We start from the raw sequence: 20563 nt of genomic DNA, 5'->3' as shown, positions 1-20563 counted from the left end.
GGTGCTCGCAAAGACACAAAAATATCCGGTTAGGTATAAACGAAAAAACACCACTCGTTCTTAAACGAGTGGTGTTAGCTATAAAAGCGGGCTTTGTAGTATTTTTGCTATTAGTGTTTAAGCTTAAAAGAAGTTAACTTTAAACTCTACACCAACGTAACGCTCTTCATTAACCATTACAGTATTATTGTTGAAGTCTACGCCACCAATAGATTGTTGCTCGTCAAATAAGTTACGCACAAATGCTGACACTTGGTATTCATAGTCGCCATCTGCCCATGCGTAACCGGCACGTAAGCCAGTTTCAACAAGCGGCTTACCTTCAAACTCAACCGATTCATATAAGAAAAAGTTAATTTTGCTACGATAAGAAACGTCACCATAAGCAAAGAATTCACCATCAGCTAGCTCTTTGGTATAGCGTAATGTGAAGTTAGAAATCCACTCTGGAGCATGCGGTAAGCTGTTACCGTCGAGTAATACTTTACCATTTACTACTGGGTTAGTAATTGTCAATGATGAACGACTTGGAGCAGCTATGCTAAGCGTTTCATCTTTAAGCTCAGTTTTGTTATAACTTAAGTTAAATGTAGCATTTAGCTCATCACTTAACACCCACTCAGAATCAAGCTCAAAACCATAACCTGTAGTTTTATCAGCATTAAGTAAGCGGTTAGAGTTATTATCACCACCTACAGCGGTTAACTGTTGGTCATTCATTGTGTAGTAAAAAATAGTGGCGTTAACACGGCCTTGGCCGTCCAATACGTCTGATTTAATACCTGTTTCGTACGATGTTACAGTTTCAGTATCTGCGGTAGTGGCATCACTTTCGAATAAAACACGCCCTTGTATACTTGGTGCACGGAAGCTATTTGCAATACGTGTGTACCAGTTTACATCGTCATTTACTTTATAGCTTGTTGAAATATCCCAGCTAATATGATCATCGCTAACATTAAGTTTAACAGGTGGTATTGAAGCACCAACTATACGATCTGCTGAAAAATCTTTTTCGTCGTCTGAATAACGCAGGCCTGCTGTTACTTTTAAATCATCAGAAATAGTGTAGTCAACTGAGCCAAATACTGCCCATGCTTTAGTGTCTTGTTGCTGCAGTACATAACCGGTTTGATTGCCCGCAGGTGATGAAGACGTATCATAGCTGAAATTTTCAATTGTCAGCGCTTCATCAAAGTAAAACACACCTACTTGGTAGTTGACGTCGCCAGCAAAGTTGCTTGATAAGCGCAGTTCTTGAGTGTATTGATCGTGGTCTGGAATACCATCGGCACTTTCTGAAGAAGATGGGATAGAGCCTGGCCCCATGGGTGCTGGTTTATTATCAACTTTATACCCGCCATAACCACCGTCAATGTCTGCACGAGAATATATTTCTGCACTTTCCCACGCCGAAATAGAGGTTAATGTGTGGTTATTAAAATCCCACTCAAGTTTTAAGCTCGCACCTTCTGATTCAACTTGCTGCGTCGCACGTGACGCCGCATCGTGGTAAACCACGTCGTTTTTAAAATCATCAACTAAATCGTTAGTGCCAGGTTTAATTGAGTTTGCGAAAAAGGCAATTGGCTTACCGTCCATATCGCGTACGTGGTAGTTAAATAAACCAGTGAAGTCATCGCCTTCGTATAAAAACTGAATACGGGCTGCTTTATCTGTGTAGCCGCCTAGCGCGTCTTTTTGTTCAAACCCTGGAGCACGATTATCAATGTAATCGTCTTTATCTTGCCAAAGTACAGATACACGCGTTGATAAACGGTCAGTTAAACCACCGCCTACCGCACCTTCAAAATCTACAGCGCCACGGCTACCGTAAGATACCGAGCCGTAACCTTCAAATTCTTGGCTTGGTTTTACTGAGTCAAATTTAACAAGGCCCGCAGGCGTGTTACGACCAAACAAAGTACCTTGTGGTCCACGTAGTACTTCTACACGTGAAACGTCAAATACTGGAAAGCCTTTTAAAATAGCGTTTTCTTGTACTACTTCATCTACAACCAATGATACCGGTTGTGATGCGTTTAAATCGAAATCTGTATTACCTAAACCACGTACATAAAAGCGTGGGAATGAACGACCAAATGAAGACTCAATTGATAAACTTGGGATTTTCGCATTCATAAAACGAATATCCATACCAGCAGAGCTGTAAGCATCCAAGCTATCGCCTTGCAGAGCAGAAACAGCTACTGGTACTTCTTGTGCATTTTCTACACGTTTACGAGCAGTAACTTGAATTACTTCTAATTGATTTTTCTTTACCGCTGGCGCTTGCTCAGCAGCAATAGTAGAAAATGAAGTGCCTGCTACGGCAGAGAGTAACGCTGCATTTACTAGGGTTGCTAACGTAGATCTTTTCATTGCTTTCATGTCGGGGATTAACCTTTTTAGTGCACTCTTGTTCAACGGTTGATGTGTTGCGCCACTTACAATAGCGGACTCAGGCAATTTTTCGCGATACGCTACGCGGACCTCTTTCTCGAGAGTGCAAAACGAATTAAAGAGGCTGAATGAGTGGTTAATATTATAACACCCTGACGCTCTTTTACTGCATAAAAGAAACATAAAAAAAACAATTTGTGCAAAAAAATACATCTCTTAAAATAATTAAAAATAAACCTTTTAAAAAAGCAAAACAGCGGACATCTGACCTGTTTCAAATCAAAAATATACACTAGGGCTTTCGGGTTTTATATTAAATTTGTTTGACCCTGCGAATAACAATAGCTACCTTATCTGGGCGCTCATACTATTTACTTAAGGATTAAAATGAATCTTACTAATACGCTCACCAAAAACTGGGCGGTACTTTTACTTCGTGGTGTTATAGCCATACTGTTTGGCTTAATAACCTGGTTTGCACCTGAGGCATCGTTGCAAGTTATGTTATTAGTTTTTGCTGGCTACTTTTTGTTTGATGGCATATTAAGAGTTTGGGTTGCCATAGCATCAAAAAAATCGAATCCCTTTTGGATGCTATTATTAGTTGGTGGCTTACTTAGCATTATTGCCGCTTTTGTCACTTTACTTGCACCAAACCTTACCGCCTTATTGTTACTTTACTATGTTGCTGCGTGGGCTATTGCAATTGGTGTAGTAGAAATATTTTTAGCTCAAAAGTTACGTAATGAAATTAGTAACGAATGGATTTTAATTATTAGTGGTTTTATTTCTATAATATTTGGACTGTACTTAGTATTTAACCCTGGTGCTGGCATTTTAACCTTGCTTTGGTTAGTTGCTGCATACGCTATAGTATTTGGCGCGCTTATAGTTGGTTTAGCGCTTAAGTTAAAAAAATTAAATCAAAGCCACTAATTAAACTGGCTTAGCACCTAAATGCTAAGCCACTTTTTATATTTAATGGGTGCTAATTACAGTGGCGTATTTAATTTTTTATCATCAATATGAATAATACGTTGTGGTAAGGCAATTTTAATATTATTTAATTTAAACTGCTTATAAAGACTAAAACGAATATCGCTACGAACTTGTCGCAACATCGTTTCAGACTCTGCATACACCCAAAAATAAGCGCTAAACATCATGGCGCTTTCTGCAAAATCATCTAACAACACCGCCTTTGGTAAGGTGGGTAATATTGCCGGATGATCTGCAAGCACTTGTTGCATCAGCTTTTCAACTAATTCAACATCTGAGCCATACATTACACCCACATTAACCGAGGTGCGTGCATTACGATCAATTAGCGTCCAATTAGTTACTGTATTTTCTAATAATTGGCTGTTTGGTACAAGCATATGTACGCCATCGTTACGGCGAATACGGGTAGAGCGAGTGTTTATAGTTTCAACTACGCCCTTGGCATTGCCCACTTCTAAAAAATCACCAATACGAATTGGCCGCTCCCACATTAATATCCAACCACTAATAAAGTTATTAATGATATTTTGCGCACCAAAACCAACGCCTATCGCAATAGCACCCGACACAAAAGCAAAAGCGGTAAGCGGTATATTTAACACCTCTAAAGAGGTAAAAATTAAAATTGCGATACTTAAAATAAAATAAATTCGCGTAAACAATAGCACCGCATCAGGGTTCATTTTACGTTTAAGTAATGATTTTTTTATTAACTTACCAATACGTGTAACTACAAACCACATAGTAAATAATATCAATGGGATCTGAATTATCTTTACCACTGTAATTTGCACATCGTTGTAACTAAAAAGTACAAAAGCAAGCATTTGATTTAGTTGTTCTAATGTCATTTATTTTCCAAATAAGTAAGAAGATACCGCGCTATAAACGTGTGTCTAAAATAAAAGTAAAACTGGTTCAGTGTTCGCTAAGTTTAGCACGTCATAATATTAGAGGGATAAAATCAATTTATACAATCAACTAACCTTTTATGGTACTTAGTGCTATATAAATAGTGTACTTGCACTGGAGATAACATTATGACGCAACTAACTTTAGCTCAAAAACTAGCAACCTTGCAGCCGCAGGTTGACCTTAATTTATTTGAAACTAGCCTCGAATACCGTAATAAAATTTTATCTTTACTCGCTCAACAAGAACAAGCACTAGCCACTATTAATCAAGAATTTGGCCAGCAGCAGCCGGTAAACTTTAGCTCTGATAAAAAATTTGTACTGGTTACAATTAAAATTGGGATACATTTTCTGCTTATTTACTTAACTAAGTAGCTCAAACGTTTATATTTAGAGCTACTTTTACCCACCTTTACCTCTATTATTCGCTAATTTGCGTTTAAATCCCGCTTAATACCGATAAACATGATTGTATATAACTCTAAATTTGATAAGTTAACTGTGTTTTTCGACTCGCACAGCCTATTTCGGCTAATATTTTTATGGAGTTACTATGCGTAAAACATTGATCGCCACTACTATTGCTAGTGTTTTAGTATTATCTGCCTGTACATCAAACGATTCAAACAACATGGCAAAAGAGAGCGCTACACAAGTGCAAAACATTAATGCAGACAATGTATTGTTCAAATCAAGCCCATTACAATATATGGCACCAGAATTTAATAAGTTCTCTACTAAAGATTACGAAGCTGCTTTCGATGCCGGTATTGCTCAGCATAAAGCACAAGTATTAGCAATTGCTAACAACCCTGCCCCAGCTACATTTAAAAATACGTTAGTTGAAATGGAGCTTTCGGGTGAGTTATTAGATCGCGTATCTACTGCGTTTTATAACTTATCAGGATTAATTTCTGACAGTGAATATCAACGTATCGATGAGAAAATGGCGCCTGTACTTTCAGCGCATTCAGACGATATTTACTTAAATGGTGCATTATTTAAACGCGTACAAACTATTTACGACAATAAAAGCAAACTAAATGCTGAAGATCAGCGTCTTGTTGACTTTTATTACAAACAGTTTGTTAAAGCGGGTGCCAAATTAAACGACGCTGAAAAAGCAAAAATGCGTGAAATTAACTCTGAGCTTGCTAAGCTTTCGACGGCATTTTCGCAAAACGTGTTAAAATCGTTTAAAGAAGACGTAATTGTTGTTACCGATAAAAGCAAATTAGCCGGTCTTTCTGAAGGCGAAATTGCCAGTCTAGCCGATGCAGCTAAAAAAGCGGGCAAAACCGGTTACATGATCACTTTAGTAAACACCACGCAACAGCCAATTTTAAGTAGCCTAGAAAACCGTGACTTACGCGAGCAAGTGTTTAAAGCTTCAACTAAGCGTGCGGCTAAAACTAACGGCCCTATTATTATTAAAGAAACCAACCTACGCGCTCAAAAAGCAGAGCTTTTAGGCTATAAAGATTGGGCTTCTTATGTAATGACTTCGCGTATGGCGCAAACCACTGAAAATGTTTACGGCATTTTAGATGATCTTGCACCAAAAGCAGTTGAAAAAGCAAAAGTTGAAGCAGCAGCAATTCAAAAAGTAATTAACGATTCTGGCGAAAGTTTTGAACTTAAACCGTGGGATTGGGCTTTTTACGCTGAAAAAGTACGTGCAGAAAAGTACAACCTAGATCCAGCCCTAGTTAAACCTTACTTTGAATTACAATCGGTAATTCATAATGGTTTATTCTTCGCTATGGAAAAACTATACGGTATTACCTTTAAAGAACGTAAAGATCTGCCGGTTTACCACGAAGATGTAACTACCTTTGAAGTATTTAATGCTGATGGCAGTGCAATTGGTTTATTTTACATGGACCCATACGCACGTGAAGGTAAGCGTGGCGGTGCTTGGATGAGTGCATACGTAGGGCAAAGTGGTTTAAAAAACACTAAACCTGTTATCTACAACGCGCAAAACATTCCAAAACCAGCAGCAGGTCAGCCTACATTATTAACCTTTGACGAAGTATCTACTTTGTTCCATGAATTTGGTCATGCGGCGCATGGTTTATTCTCAGATGTTAAGTACCCAAGCCTAGCAGGTACAGCAACAGCACGTGACTTTGTTGAGTTTCCTTCTCAAGCAAACGAAGATTGGATGATTGAACCGACTGTATTAGCTAACTACGCTAAGCACTACAAAACAGGTGAGCCAATTCCACAAGACCTGCTTAACAAAATGTTAGAATCACAAAAATTCAACCAAGGCTTTGGTACTACTGAGTACTTAGCTGCGGCATTGCTTGATATGGAATGGCATTCATTTGGTTCTGATAAAAAAATAGCTGATGTAGAAGAGTTTGAACAAAGCGCGCTAGAAAAACATGGTATTGCTTACTACCCTGTTCCACCGCGTTATAAATCAAACTACTTTAGCCACACTTTTGCCGGTGGTTACTCTGCAGGTTACTACGCGTACCTTTGGACCGAAGTATTTGCAGCCGACGCCTTTGCCCATATGGAAAACAACGGTGGCTTAACGCGCAAAAATGGCGATAAGTTCCGTAAAGAAATCCTATCTAAAGGCAATAGCCGCGACTTAATGCAAAGCTACATTGAATTTAGAGGTCAAAAACCAACTACCGACGCACTTCTTAAGCGCCGTGGTTTAGTAGACTAATTAGTTAACTAATTAACACCTTTAAAAGCCCGCTTGCGGGCTTTTTTATTGCCATTAACTTAACCCACTTTTATACCCTTTTAACTCAAAGAAAATACCACTTTAAACAACTATGTTAATCTGAATAAAAAATTCAGGTGCCGCTATGAAACGCATATTAATACTCCCCATCACGCTTATTTTAGCTGCTTGTAACCAAGTAACTCAAAAACAACAAGCCGACATTATTATTAATCACGCCAATGTAATTAATATGATGACAGGGCAAATTACGGCTAATCAATCCATTGTTATCAACAATTCTACTATTGTAGCCCGTGGCGGCAATGAGCTAAATTTACGTTACAGCGCCACAAGTCAAATTGATGCAAGTGGTCAATATGTAATGCCTGGACTTTGGGATATGCATGTACACTTTGGCGGCGGCGAGCAACTAATAACAGAAAACAAACAATTACTGCCGTTATATTTAGCCTATGGCATAACCACAGTGCGCGATGCGGCCGCTGATTTAAGTGAGTCGGTATTGCAATGGCGCGAGCCAATTAATCAAGGCACATTAATTGGCCCTACTATTTATACCTCAGGGCCAAAGCTCGAAGGTAAAAACTCTATTTGGCCTGGCGACTTAGAAGTAGAAACTAGCGCAGAAATGCACGCAGCCATTGATAAACTTGAGGCCATGAATGTCGATTTTATTAAAATTACCGACAGCGCTTTAACGCCACAATTATACTTACAAGCAGTAAAAGAGGTTAAAAAGCGCGGTTACCAAATTTCGGGGCATATTCCTTTTTCGCTTTCGGTAACCGATGTGTCAAACGCAGGGCTTGATGCGATTGAACATATGACCTACATGCTAAAAGCCGCAGCCGATAACGAACAAGAAATTTCTGCTAAGGTAAAATCAGGTTTACTGAGCTACTCCAGTGCACTGCCAATTATTGCTGAGCATGTTGATAAAGCCACAGCAATGCAAAAATATCGTATGCTCGCAAAAAACAATACCGCTGTTGTACCTACCTTAATTGGCGGCCAAATTACTGCCTACATTGATGAAAACAACCACCAGCAAGACGAGTACCTAAATTATTTAGGCAAAGGATTAAAAGCTACCTACCAATGGCGAGTTGATCGCGCAAATAAAGATACCCCTGAGCAAATAACACAACGCAAAGAGCGTTTTATAAAAACAGCAAAATTACTCCCTTGGGTGCAGCAAGCTGGCGTATCAATTATTGCCGGTACCGACGCCGGTTTTTTAAACTCTTATATTTATCCGGGGTTGTCGTTGCATCAAGAGCTCGCTATTTTTAGTGATTACGGGCTAACCCCGTTACAAACACTACAAAGTGCCACAATAGCTGGGCCTAACTTTTTAGGTAAAACGCAGCAATTTACCAGTTTAGAGGTGGGTAAAGTGGCAGATATTATTATTTTAGCGCGCAATCCACTAGTTAATATTCGTAACACGCAATCACTGCAAGGCGTTATTAGCCATAACCGCTACTACAATAAAAAAGCGCTAGAGCATTTAAAATTACAAGCCAAGCAATTTGTAAGTTCACAATAGTTACTTTTTAGTCCACTTGTTTTATCAAGTGGACTATTACTCTTTATTATTATCTAGGTTAAACTCGTTGTTTTATTTGGAGTTATAAAAACCATGGCTTACTTGTTTGCTGTCACCCTATTATGGGCGTTCTCGTTTAGCTTAATTGGTGTATATTTAGCAGGCCAAGTTGATGCATGGTTTAGTGTGTTAATCCGCATTGCACTCGCTGCATTAGTTTTTTTACCATTTTTAAAGGTTAAACATACCCCTAAGCCACTGGCGTTAAAATTAATGCTTATTGGTGCAGTGCAACTTGGTGCTATGTACAGCTTTTACTATCACTCATTTTTATATTTAAGCGTGCCTGAAGTACTACTATTTACAGTGATGACCCCGCTTTATATCACCCTACTAAACGATGCTTTAGAAAAACACTTTAACCCTCGCTTTTTTATTGTTGCTATTATTGCTATTGGCGGCGCGGTAGCCATTAGGTATGAAGGTATAAGTAGCGACTTTGTGCTTGGCTTATTATTAGTCCAAGCGGCTAACCTGTGTTTTGCCATTGGCCAAGTGGCCTATAAACGCTTAATGAGTAACAGTACCCTTGAGCACAAATCGGTGTTCGGTTGGTTTTTTATCGGCGCTTTATGCGTTGCTTTAGTGTGCTACATGCTGTTTGGTAATACCGATAAACTACCAACAACCACAACTCAATGGAGCGTGCTTATTTATTTAGGAGTAGTAGCGTCTGGGTTTGGTTATTTTGTTTGGAACAAAGGGGCTACCTTAGTCAATGTGGGGGCACTGGCGGTAATGAATAACTTACTGATCCCTGCTGGTATTATTGTTAATGTGCTTATTTGGAACAGAGATGCCGATTTATTCAGGTTAACTATTGGTGCAGGAATTATTTTAGCTGCATTATTGGTGAATCAATACTTTAATAAAAGTGCCATAAAATAGCGCTACACTTACAGCATCTTAATAATTTAAAGTTGTTTTAAATGCTCGGTAAAATAATTTTAGTCGCCGGTTTTATTTTTATTATTACTGGCTGTAGCAATACCCTAATTAACGAACAAAATGCTCAACTGGGTACGCGTCCTTATTATTTAATTAACGATATGGACGCTGGTGATTTAAAAGCACAATTAGAATCGTGTAGTGAAGGCCCTTTTTATCGCACCGACTTTTCAATTGGGCATCGCGGTGCGTCTATGCAGTACCCTGAGCACACTAAAGAAGCCTACACTGCTGCTGCAAGAATGGGCGCGGGTGTTGTAGAGTGCGATGTTACATTTACAAACGATAATGAACTTGTATGTCGCCATTCACAATGCGATTTACACACCACAACCAATATTTTAGCCATTCCTGAATTAGCGGCTAAATGCAGCGAACCATTTATCCCCGCCGACGCTGAAAACGCAGTAACCGCCTCTGCAAAGTGCTGTACTAGCGACATTAGCTTGAGCGAGTTTTTAACCCTTAAAGGCAAAATGGATGGTGCAAACATTCACGCAACTACTGCTGAGCAGTATATGCAGGGCACACCTAATTGGCGCACCGACTTATACGCAACTAATGGCACATTAATGACGCATAAACAAAGTATTGCGTTATTTAAAGCACTCGGGGTAAAAATGACCCCTGAGCTTAAATCACCAGAAGTTAGCATGCCTTTTAAAGGCATGACGCAAGAGCAATACGCGCAAAAAATGTTAGATGAATACACTCAAATGGATATACCGGCGTCGCGAGTATACCCGCAATCATTTAATCTTGATGACGTAAAATATTGGATAAACAACAATCCTGATTTTGCTGATCAAAGTGTCTATCTTGACGGGCGCGATAGCGATGCTGGGTTCGATCCTAGTAATCCACAAACATGGCAACCTAGCATGGATGAACTGGTTGCTAATGAGGTGAAAATTTTAGCCCCGCCTATTTGGATGATGTTAAAAATAGATAACGAAAGCAATATTGTGCCATCACAATACGCAATTGCCGCTAAAGCTGCGGGCTTAGAGCTTATTGCATGGAGCCTTGAGCGCTCGGGTCCACTTAACCAAGGTGGTGGCTATTACTATCAATCGATTGCTGATGTAATAAATAACGATGGCGACATGATGAAAGTAGTCGATGTACTTGCGCAAGATGTTGGCGTAATGGCGATATTTTCCGATTGGCCAGCAACCGTTAGCTACTACGCAAGCTGCAATAAAATGCCTGCTAGCCTTTAACTAGTCGTATATTTTATCGCGCTCAGTTACCATATAAATTTATATAACTGAGCGCAATTATGATCATCCAGCAACATAACGCCGACTTGCCTACCCCTACAGGGTTAATGCGAACCACTATTTACCGCCCTCAAGCGCAAGGGGTGTTTCCTACACTTATTTTTTACTCTGAAATTTTTCAACAAACCGCCCCTATTGCCCGCAGCGCTGCTATTTTAGCAAGCCATGGCTTTGTAGTATTAGTACCTGAAGTATTTCATGAGTTAAATCCTATTGGCACTGTGCTCGCTTACGACGACGCAGGTAAAGACAAAGGTAATGCCGATAAATGGGCTAAACCTTTAGAGCATCACGATAGCGATACCCAAGCTATGATCGACTTTGTAAAACAACAAAACTATTGCACAGGTACGCTTGGTGTAATGGGTGTGTGTATTGGCGGGCATTTAGCATATAGAGCCGCATTAAACCCTGAGATTAAAGCCGCATTTTGTTTATACGCAACCGATATTCACAGCAACACATTACCAGCAAAAGCAGGTAATAATTCATTTGAACGTATGGCAGATATACAAGGCGAAATTCACTTTATATGGGGGAAACAAGATCCACATGTGCCACAAGAAGGGCGCACTAAAATATACCAGCAATGCGTAAGCACTGGCATTAATTACCAATGGCTAGAAGTAAACGCACAACATGCTTTTATGCGCGACGAAGGTGAGCGATACGACGCAGCGCTTGCAATAAGTATGTATCAACAAGCTGTGGCATTATTTAACCGCACTTTATAAATTGGCTGTTTAAATTAACCTAAACTCTGGATAATAAATCCCTTAACCAGAGTTCATGTTAAATATTTTTTAGCATGCCTAAAGCGGTATGCTGTTTTACAAAGTAGGCTTTTAAGTAATCTATAAATAGCCGCAGTTTTTTAGACCCTGCCGCTCCTGGCGGAAACACTCCATAAAGCTCAATATCTTTGCTTTTGTAATCATCTAATATAATTTCTAGCAACCCTGCTTGCACTTTAGGCCACGCATCGTACAGCGGAATACGGCCTATGCCATGCCCGGCTTCAACAAAAGCAGTACGGGCAGCGGCGTTATTGGTACTTAAACCGCCTTGCATTATAATATCGTGTTTTTTCCCTTCTTTTGAAAGGGTTAACGTTTTACTACCCAATTGATACACCACCCATTGATGCTGAGCTAACTCCACAGGATTTTTAGGTTTGCCAAAATGAGCAAAGTAATCTGGCGAGCCACAAATACAGGTACTCATTGTTGTGAGTTTAGTTGCTTGTAAATTAGAGTCACTTAGCGCCACCCCACGAATGGCAAAATCAAACCCATGTTTTATAATATCAACCACATCATCGCTAAGTTGTAGGTCTATGTTAATTTTGGGGTATTGGCGTTTAAAGTTATTAATAGCAGGCACTATTAATTGCATTCCTACATTTACCGGACAACTAATTTTGAGCAGCCCCTGAGGCTCACTTTTTATATTTTCTATTTGTAGATTTGCCGCATTGGCTTGCTCAGTAATTATTCTGCAGCGCTCGTAATACGCCACTCCCGCCTCGGTTAATGCCATAGTGCGTGTTGAGCGATTTAGTAGGGTAATTTCAAGTTGGGTTTCTAATTTTTTTAAATGGTAACTTGCCACCGCACGCGTTAAGCCTAACTGCTTAGCCGCAGCGGTTAAACTACCCTGCTCTACAATTTGTGCAAACACCACCATACTTTTCAACTGCTCAAACGACACTTTCATAACATCTCCTAAATTTACTGCATTATTGTATCAATTATTAAACCAATAAAGTTAAATTTATCATCGTTGTTTAAAGTATTGTTAGTGCATATAGTAGTTGGTAGCAAAGTTAACTAATTTAAATCATCAAAAGGAATATTCTAATGGCTAAAAAAATACTTATGGTTTTAACCTCGCATGCAGAATTGGGTAACACAGGTGAAAAGACAGGTTTTTGGGTAGAAGAATTCGCAGCCCCTTATTACACATTTAGAGATGCAGGCGTTGAAGTCACTCTTGCATCGCCAAATGGCGGCCAGCCGCCGATAGACCCTACAAGTACTCTTGCTGATTTTCAAACTGATGCAACTAAACGCTACGACGCAGACAGCGCCGCACAAACATTAATGGCCAACACCAAAGTGCTTAGCGAAGTAAATTCGACAGATTTTGACGCGGTATTTTACCCAGGCGGCCACGGCCCATTATGGGACTTAGTAGAAAACACCGACTCTATTGCACTTATTGAAAGCTTTATTAAAGAGCAAAAGCCAGTAGCGGCTGTTTGTCATGCCAGTGCCGTATTTTTAAATACTAAAGATGCCGATGGCAACGCACTGGTTGCTGGTAAAAAAGTAACTGGTTTTACTAACAGCGAAGAAGCTGCGGTACAACTTACCGACATAGTGCCATTTTTAGTTGAAGACGAACTAATTAAAAAAGGCGGCGACTATCAAAAAACAGATGACTGGGGTGTACTTGTACTCGAAGATGGCCTAGTAATTACTGGTCAAAACCCAGCAAGCTCAGAACTTGCTGCTAAAAAGCTACTAACCAAACTAGGTTAATAGCGATTTATAAGTAAAAAAGCACAGCATTTAATGCTGTGCTTTTTTAATTGCTTTGCATTAGCAAATACAATTCCTATACTGGCAACTATTAAGCTCAACTAGGACGATTATATGGCAACCAAGCCAACCACACGGTCATTACTAACAAGTAAACGCTTCGCCATTTTTAGTATTGTTACAATTTGCTTTTTTTTACAGCTAATTAATAGCTTACCTGGCATTAATCTTAATGGTTTTGGCATTTATCCGCGCAGTATTAATGGCTTAATTGGCATACTGTGCGCGCCATTTTTACATGGCAGTTGGTGGCACTTTGCTAGTAACATGCTGCCTTTTGTAGTTTTAAGTTGGTTGATTTGCCAATACAGCGTTAAGCGTTTTTATAGCGTATTTATTTTTACCGCATTAGTAGGTGGCTTTTTAGTATGGGCATTTGGTCGTAGTAATATTCATGTTGGTTTAAGTGGCGTTATATATGGGCTGTGGGGATTTATACTTTGCTATGGCGTAATAAGACGTTCATTTAAATCCATTGTTATTGCTGTTGTCGTTGCGCTACTTTACAGCGGGTTTGTTTGGGGTGTACTACCACAGCGCTTACATATTTCGTTTGAAAGCCACTTATTTGGGGCCCTAAGCGGATTGTTTTTAGGTTATAAACTAGCAAAAGCCGACAAGCTTAAAAGTCAAAAAACTCGCCTTTAATTTACTTTAATGGCGACACTTATTAATACATATATTTTTTATATGTATTTCATTTAAACAGAGGTTATTTTTATGAGTGATCAAAATCAATACACCCCACCCAAAGTTTGGACATGGGAGAGTGAGAGTGGCGGTAAATTTGCCAGCATTAATCGCCCCATTGCCGGCGCAACTCATGACAAAACCTTACCAATAGGCAAACATACATTCCAACTTTATTCGCTTGCTACACCAAATGGTCAAAAAGCCGCGATTATGTTTGAAGAGCTACTAGAGCTGGGTTTAACCGATGCAGAATACGACGCATATTTAATAAATATTGGTGATGGTGATCAGTTCGGCTCTGACTTTGTTGATATTAATCCAAATTCAAAAATTCCAGCATTAATGGATCATTCAACCACGCCGCCAACGCGTATTTTTGAATCGGGCTCTATACTGCAATACTTAGCAGAAAAGTTTGATGTGCTTATACCTAAAGATTTAAAAGCTAAAACAGAATGTCGTAACTGGCTATTTTGGCAAATGGGCTCAGCGCCCTATTTAGGTGGCGGGTTTGGTCATTTTTATAGCTACGCCCCCACTAAAATGCAATATCCTATTGATCGTTTCACCATGGAAACCAAGCGCCAGCTTGACGTGTTAAACCGCCATTTAAGTGCAAACGAATATATGGCAGGAGATGAGTACTCAATTGCCGATATCGCAATTTGGCCTTGGTATGGCTCTTTAGTGCTTGGCGATATTTATGATGCAGCTGAATTTTTAGATGTTGCCTCATACACTCATGTTGTACGTTGGGCTAAACAAATTTCTGAGCGCCCTGGCGTAAAACGTGGTCGTCGCGTTAACCGCACATGGGGACCTGAAGAAGAACAACTAGCAGAGCGCCACAGTAGTAACGACTTTTAATCAAATCGCCTTCCCCTTTATATAAATAATTATGAAGGGGTTTAATTCAGCCTACCTTGGAGCATAGTTATATTTAATTTATTTTCCTAGCCAGAGGTTTTCAATTAAAACAGGCTGATTTACGCATCAATAACCGGCCTATTGCAAGAAAATTCAACGCAGTTAGCGCTGAAAATAGCTGCTTGAGATAAGTTTATTATTCGGAGAATAGGTTATATTACATAGCGCAAACTAATCGTATTTATTATTTATTACGTAATGGAGTGAGTAATTAATAATGAGGCTAGCTCGTTTTTAGGGTTAGTATTTTATGCAAAACGATTTAAGCAAAAAAATAAACATAGTGTGGTTTAAACGCGATTTACGCCTTAGCGATCATCAGCCTCTAAAAAATGCATTTAGTAACGGCTTACCTACCCTACTACTTTATAACTTTGAGCCATTACTACTTGAAGATGCACACTACAATAAGCGGCATTGGCGCTTTGTATATCAATCTATAGTTGAGTTAAACAAGCAACTAGCTCGTTTTAATAGCTACGTTTATATATTTAATTTAAACATGGGTGAGCTACTTGAGTCGTTAAAAGCGCAGTTTGAAATAGTGAATGTATTTAGCCATCAAGAAATAGGTTTAAACAACACCTTTGAGCGCGATAAAGCTATTAAAGCCTGGTGTCAGCATAATCATATTAACTGGCAAGAATCGCAAACAGGCGCTGTTATTCGCGGCAAAAAAAATCGTAACAATTGGAATGAGCGCTGGCAACAAACAATGCAGGCACCTATTGCTGTTCCTAATTGGAAGAGTTTAAAAACAATTACACTCAATAACTACCAAACACCTGAGCTGCCAAGCGCTTATACGCAAGATCACGACAGCTTTCAACAAGGTGGCCCGCTGCAAGCGCGCACTGTAATGCAGAGCTTTTTTGCCGAGCGTGGCAAGGGTTATCAAAAAGGAATATCGAGCCCAAGTTTAAGCCAAACTCATTGCTCTCGGCTTTCGCCCTATTTAGCCTGGGGGAACATTAGCCTTAGGCAAGTGTATCAAATGGCCGTTGATGAATACCATTCAAAGCATCCTGATAAAAGAGGCTGGAAGCGCCCGCTTGCTGCATTTGTATCGCGCTTGCATTGGCACTGCCACTTTATGCAAAAGTTTGAGAGCGAATGTTCTATGGAGTTTTTAGCCCTTAATCCGGGGTATCACGTATTTCCGTATCGCGATGACGAAAACGTAAAAAGCGATATTGAACGCTGGGCGCAAGGCCAAACAGGTATTCCAATTATTGACGCTTGCATGCGCTGTTTAAAAGCCACCGGTTATATAAACTTTAGAATGCGTGCCATGTTAGTGAGCTTTGTAACGCATCATTTAAATATAAGCTGGCAGCAAGCAAGCTTGCCTCTCGCTAATTACTTTTTAGATTTTGAGCCTGGAATTCACTACCCGCAAATTCAAATGCAGGCCTCGGTTACTGGCATTAATACCATTAGGCATTACAACCCAATAAAGCAGTCGGAAGATCAAGATCCAACAGGCGCGTTTATTAAAAAGTGGTGCCCCGAACTTGAAAAACTCCCTATTGAATATTTACACCAACCTTGGCAACAAACGCCAATGGAAGCGCTATTTAACGACTTTAAATTAGGAGTGGATTACCCCGAACCCATGCTTAACTTAACCGCAGCCTCAAAAGCAGCGCGCGAACGTTTATGGCAGTACCGCGAGCGAGCAGATGTTAAACGCGCCATAGGGAGTATTCTTAAAAAGCACGTTGGCGTTACCCGCAATACAACTAAAGTAAAAAATAAAACCACTAACGATGGCTCATAAAAAGCAAAGCTTACCTTAGAAAATATGCCCCATTTGCAATAAACCTTTCGCGTGGCGTAAAAAATGGCAGCGCGACTGGGACAATGTTATTTACTGCTCAAAGCGCTGTAAGTGCAACACCTAATAATAGCTGGCGCTCATCTTGCACTAACCTTATAAATACAACGCTTTTTAGCTATATTGTGATTATTTTTGCAAATAACTCTCACCTAGCATGAAAAGCTTACCGCCAATGCAATAAGGAGAAGATGATGACAATTAAAAAATCTGCAAACTCAAAATGGTCTGGTGATATTAAAACAGGTAAAGGCAGTATTTCTACGCAAAGTGGCGCGCTTAATAATCAACCCTACGGATTTAATACTCGCTTTGAAGATAAGCCCGGCTCAAACCCCGAAGAATTAGTAGCTGCGGCGCACAGTGCGTGCTTTAGTATGGCGTTATCGCTAGCATTAGGTGAAGCAGGATTTACCGCCGACAACATTGATACCAAAGCAGTAGTTAGTTTGGATGAAGTTGACGATGGTTTTACTGTTACGCATATTGCGCTTGAGGTTAGTGCTAAAATTGCCGATATTGCAAACGAGCAATTTCAAGCATTGTGCGAGCAAACCAAAAAAGGCTGCCCTATTTCTAAACTAATGAATGCTGAAATATCACTTAAGGCTGAGCTGCACTAACTATTGTAAATACATTATTAAAACGCCGCATTTATTTGCGGCGCTATATTACATGCGTTTAGTTACATATTACCTAGTTCTATCATCATCGCGGTGTACATGCGCAAGTTAAGCTTAAGCTGCTTAAGGGTAATAAACTCATGCTCAGAGTGTCCAGTGTAACGCTTACCTGGCATTGATGGGCCAAACGATACCGCATTATCAAACAACTTAGCGTTAGTACCGCCACCAATAGAGACAAAACCGGCTTGTTGATCACCCGTAAAATGCTTAAAAATATCAAGTAATTTTTGCGCATGCGGCGCGCCATCAAGTAGCATAGGCGTACCAATAATGGTTTTAACATCACTTAGTGTTACATTATTAGTGGCTTGCCATTTTGCTAGTGCAGTGTCTATTTGCTGCTTTAACTTCAGCTCTTCTTTGCCCATAGGGCGGCGCGCATTTACACTAAGCGTTAGTGCATTTCCCTCTCGCTCTATCACCGTAGGCGCCACTGTCATTGGCCCCATAAAGTCATGTTTGTAGGCAATATCGCCAAACTGTTTGCCATGAATATCTAAACCAATCAGCTGATTTACAAAGTTAATTAACTGCCCATCACTGTTATTTTCAAGCGTTTGGCCTTTAAATATTTCGGCTAAATAAGCAATTGCATTAACACCCGACTCTGGCTCTGATGAATGCGCCGACACGCCTTTTACAGTAATTGCGACAGCAGTATTGTCTTGCTGAGTAAAGCTAAACTCTACTTGCTTAAGCGTACTGGCTTTGGCTTTTAATTGAGTAAGTAACTTAGCATCAGCATTATGCAGTACTAGGCTAGCGTCTTCAGGTATTTGGCTTACAAATGCACCACCTGCAACATCGCTAACATAAACACCTGTTTTTGCTGAGGTAGCATTGAACGTTGGTGCAATTAAACTCCAACCTTTTTCGGCCACTACTACCGGGTATGACGCATCTATTGTTACTGCGTACTTTGGCTGCTCATAGGTTTTCATAAACTCAGTAAGCGGGCCCCAGTCAGACTCCTCGGCCAAATAAATCATTAACTCAATACGGTTATTAAGCGTTATGCCTTTATCTTTAATGGCCTTCATGGCGTAAAGTGCGGTGGCAATTGCGCCTTTATCGTCCTCTGTACCGCGGCCAATTAAGCGCCCTGGCTCTGATGTTGTATCAATAATAAATGGGCTTTGCTGCCACTTACTTGCATTAGCTGGTTGCACGTCGCCGTGTGTTACTACGGTTACTTTATCGCTTTGCTCCCCAAGTCCAATTAATACTGTGTAGCCTAAATCCTGATAATCTAAACCCAGCTCGGCCGCTTTCATTTTTAGTAAGGCTTTAAAACCAATAAAGTCGGGATTTTGTGGTGCGCTAATATCGCTTTTATTCACAGTAGGAAATGATACTAAATTGGTTAGTGTATGTACCTGTGCGCTTTGGTAGGCATTTACGGCATAATCGGCAACACTATCAATATTTTTATTTAACTGTGCTTGAGCACTAAAGGCAAATAATGCAACACTGGCTAACGCTAACTTTTTCAAAACATTTCCCATTTAATTAATCACTAAGAAACATAATTATAACCTTGTGCACCTCACACAAACAGCGCTTTGCGGTAAAGTCACATAACAACCAGTGCAATTAAGTTAAATATTTATATAGTTGCTTTTATACTTGGTGCTATATAATGCGCGCCTTAAAATTATGAGTATTAAAAATGAACCGTCGCAAAAAAATAGTTACTAAATTTCAAAAGAAAGATAAGCGCACCAATGCCAAATTACATAAAAGCAAAAAACCGGGTTATGTATCAAAAGCTGAGCGCGAAAAACTTGCTGCGCAAGAAGTAGAGCAAGTAATTATTGAGGCAAATTTAGAACAAGAATAAGCGCTATTAATAGCGCTTATTTAATCAGCTTATTTAGCTTTAAAAGGGCTGAAGTGGCACAGATAACGGGTAGCAACATAACCCACTACTGCTGTAGCAATAATTAACTCTAATACCGCTAAGTTATGTATTTGCTCAATGTATTGAGTATCTACTTGTTTGATTAGCATCCAAGAAGACATTTTAAATAAAGCGGTTGCACCAATTACCATGGGAAACGTAAAAGCAGCGTACCCTGGGCAAAATGGACGACGTAGTAGTTTAAAAAAAGCCACATAAATAATAAATGTCATCAATACGGCTATCCCAAATAGTAGGCCTACAATTATTGGTGATGGGTTGGCTACTATAGTGAAATACCCAGCTAACGATAAGCTTGCCGGCGCAGCTAAAATAGCGAGGGTTGGCTGAGCCGCATCGGGTATTTGTTTAGCAAATATTATACGGTAAATCATCATAGGTAGCATGATGGCGTATATTATCATGCCAAAAATAAGGGCACCTTCTGCCAACCAAGCCAATGCAGGGTTACCTGAAAATGCGACATCGGCAACAATAATACCTACAGGTGGTACAAACCAGCTAGGGACCATATGCTCAATTTTAAAGTCGCGAGCACGATGCACTACAAAACTAATAAAAAAGCTTAAGTGTAACAAAAAGGCTAGTACCCACAATGCATCTCCTGCAATCGCATTTAGCTGCCCTATAGAGTTAGAAACAACCATGGTAGCCATAGCAAAGGTAGGTACTACACTGCCCACTACCGGATGTGCTAAATCAGCTTTTAATAAATTAGGGTGTAATATAAATTTTATGCTTAATAGTACTAACAGCACACTGGCCAAAGCAGCGCCAACGTACTGGCTATAACCATTAAAATTTATAAAGCTTTCCCATGCCCAACCAAGGCTTGCAATACCTAGTGCTAATCCGCTCATTGGGGTCGGGGCAGCCATTACTTTTGTTTTAATACGATTAAACATGATTCAATTCCAAATTACTTTGCTTTATTTAGGTGAAGTATAGGCTTGCATTACGTTAAGTTAAATATGATTATATAAAACACCTGTTCAATAAAACTAAACACTTATGGCTTCATATA

At 39.7% G+C, this 20563-nt stretch carries 19 protein-coding genes; 14 read left to right on the top strand and 5 right to left on the bottom strand.

Going from position 1 to position 20563, the window contains the following annotated elements; all coding sequences use genetic code 11:
• Positions 1–123: 123 nt before the first annotated feature.
• On the bottom strand, positions 124–2391 hold the full coding sequence (locus HC000_RS13335) for a TonB-dependent receptor (RefSeq protein WP_179807902.1): 2268 nt from the start codon (positions 2389–2391) through the stop codon (positions 124–126).
• Positions 2392–2790: 399 nt separating this feature from the next.
• On the opposite strand from HC000_RS13335, the gene HC000_RS13330 reads away from it, so the two are divergent.
• Positions 2791–3339 carry a DUF308 domain-containing protein gene (locus tag HC000_RS13330; protein ID WP_058373876.1) on the top strand — a complete coding sequence of 183 codons (549 nt, stop codon included), beginning with the start codon at positions 2791–2793 and terminating at the stop codon, positions 3337–3339.
• A 56-nt stretch (positions 3340–3395) separates the two neighbouring features.
• On the opposite strand, the gene HC000_RS13325 is transcribed toward HC000_RS13330, so the two are convergent.
• A complete protein-coding gene (locus HC000_RS13325; protein WP_179807901.1) occupies positions 3396–4256 on the bottom strand; it encodes a mechanosensitive ion channel domain-containing protein in 861 nt (286 codons plus the stop codon).
• A 189-nt stretch (positions 4257–4445) separates the two neighbouring features.
• Between HC000_RS13325 and HC000_RS13320 the strand changes: the two genes are divergently transcribed.
• From HC000_RS13320 to HC000_RS13295, 6 genes are all read left to right on the top strand, one after another.
• Positions 4446–4694 (top strand): hypothetical protein, encoded by a 249-nt coding sequence (locus HC000_RS13320; RefSeq protein WP_179807900.1) that lies wholly within the window; start codon positions 4446–4448, stop codon positions 4692–4694.
• A 178-nt stretch (positions 4695–4872) separates the two neighbouring features.
• Positions 4873–7008: a M3 family metallopeptidase gene (locus tag HC000_RS13315; protein ID WP_179807899.1), complete on the top strand. Its 2136-nt coding sequence runs from the start codon at positions 4873–4875 to the stop codon at positions 7006–7008.
• 145 nt (positions 7009–7153) lie between these two features.
• Complete coding sequence (locus HC000_RS13310; protein WP_179807898.1) at positions 7154–8581, top strand: amidohydrolase family protein; 1428 nt, start codon at positions 7154–7156, stop codon at positions 8579–8581.
• A 93-nt stretch (positions 8582–8674) separates the two neighbouring features.
• Positions 8675–9529, top strand: a complete 855-nt coding sequence (locus HC000_RS13305) for a carboxylate/amino acid/amine transporter (protein ID WP_179807897.1) — start codon at positions 8675–8677, stop codon at positions 9527–9529.
• 41 nt (positions 9530–9570) lie between these two features.
• Positions 9571–10812: a glycerophosphodiester phosphodiesterase family protein gene (locus HC000_RS13300; protein ID WP_179807896.1), complete on the top strand. Its 1242-nt coding sequence runs from the start codon at positions 9571–9573 to the stop codon at positions 10810–10812.
• Positions 10813–10871: 59 nt separating this feature from the next.
• Entirely contained in the window at positions 10872–11606 is a 735-nt protein-coding gene (locus tag HC000_RS13295) for a dienelactone hydrolase family protein (protein WP_179807895.1), read from the top strand.
• A 58-nt stretch (positions 11607–11664) separates the two neighbouring features.
• Here HC000_RS13295 and HC000_RS13290 read toward each other — a convergent pair whose 3' ends face one another.
• Positions 11665–12588, bottom strand: coding sequence for a LysR family transcriptional regulator (locus tag HC000_RS13290; RefSeq protein WP_179807894.1), 924 nt, complete (start codon positions 12586–12588; stop codon positions 11665–11667).
• A 143-nt stretch (positions 12589–12731) separates the two neighbouring features.
• Here HC000_RS13290 and HC000_RS13285 point away from each other — a divergent pair, with 143 nt between their 5' ends.
• The 6 genes from HC000_RS13285 (at position 12732) to HC000_RS13260 (ending at position 17555) form a co-directional block, all read left to right on the top strand.
• Positions 12732–13415 (top strand): type 1 glutamine amidotransferase domain-containing protein, encoded by a 684-nt coding sequence (locus HC000_RS13285; RefSeq protein WP_179807893.1) that lies wholly within the window; start codon positions 12732–12734, stop codon positions 13413–13415.
• Between the two features lie 114 nt (positions 13416–13529).
• A complete protein-coding gene (locus HC000_RS13280; protein ID WP_058373885.1) occupies positions 13530–14123 on the top strand; it encodes a rhomboid family intramembrane serine protease in 594 nt (197 codons plus the stop codon).
• A gap of 72 nt (positions 14124–14195) precedes the next feature.
• Positions 14196–15035, top strand: a complete 840-nt coding sequence (gene yghU / locus HC000_RS13275; protein WP_179807892.1) for a glutathione-dependent disulfide-bond oxidoreductase — start codon at positions 14196–14198, stop codon at positions 15033–15035.
• A 310-nt stretch (positions 15036–15345) separates the two neighbouring features.
• The gene (locus HC000_RS13270; protein ID WP_179807891.1) at positions 15346–16875 is read left to right on the top strand and encodes a deoxyribodipyrimidine photo-lyase; all 1530 of its coding nucleotides are present in this window, start codon (positions 15346–15348) and stop codon (positions 16873–16875) included.
• Between the two features lie 22 nt (positions 16876–16897).
• Entirely contained in the window at positions 16898–16999 is a 102-nt protein-coding gene (locus tag HC000_RS13265; RefSeq protein WP_346010173.1) for a DUF2256 domain-containing protein, read from the top strand.
• 127 nt (positions 17000–17126) lie between these two features.
• A complete protein-coding gene (locus tag HC000_RS13260) occupies positions 17127–17555 on the top strand; it encodes an OsmC family protein (protein WP_179807904.1) in 429 nt (142 codons plus the stop codon).
• A 62-nt stretch (positions 17556–17617) separates the two neighbouring features.
• On the opposite strand, the gene HC000_RS13255 is transcribed toward HC000_RS13260, so the two are convergent.
• Entirely contained in the window at positions 17618–19111 is a 1494-nt protein-coding gene (locus HC000_RS13255; protein ID WP_179807890.1) for a dipeptidase, read from the bottom strand.
• A 176-nt stretch (positions 19112–19287) separates the two neighbouring features.
• Here HC000_RS13255 and HC000_RS13250 point away from each other — a divergent pair, with 176 nt between their 5' ends.
• The gene (locus tag HC000_RS13250; protein WP_179807889.1) at positions 19288–19458 is read left to right on the top strand and encodes a DUF2986 domain-containing protein; all 171 of its coding nucleotides are present in this window, start codon (positions 19288–19290) and stop codon (positions 19456–19458) included.
• 29 nt (positions 19459–19487) lie between these two features.
• Here HC000_RS13250 and HC000_RS13245 read toward each other — a convergent pair whose 3' ends face one another.
• On the bottom strand, positions 19488–20444 hold the full coding sequence (locus HC000_RS13245) for a TDT family transporter (RefSeq protein ID WP_179807888.1): 957 nt from the start codon (positions 20442–20444) through the stop codon (positions 19488–19490).
• Positions 20445–20563: the final 119 nt, after the last annotated feature.

This window comes from Pseudoalteromonas sp. MIP2626, from assembly GCF_013414205.1.
In the GTDB taxonomy this organism is placed as follows: Bacteria; Pseudomonadota; Gammaproteobacteria; order Enterobacterales; family Alteromonadaceae; genus Pseudoalteromonas; species Pseudoalteromonas nigrifaciens.
Note: the sequence above shows the minus strand (reverse complement) of the source record. Positions and strands in the feature narration are given on the sequence as shown.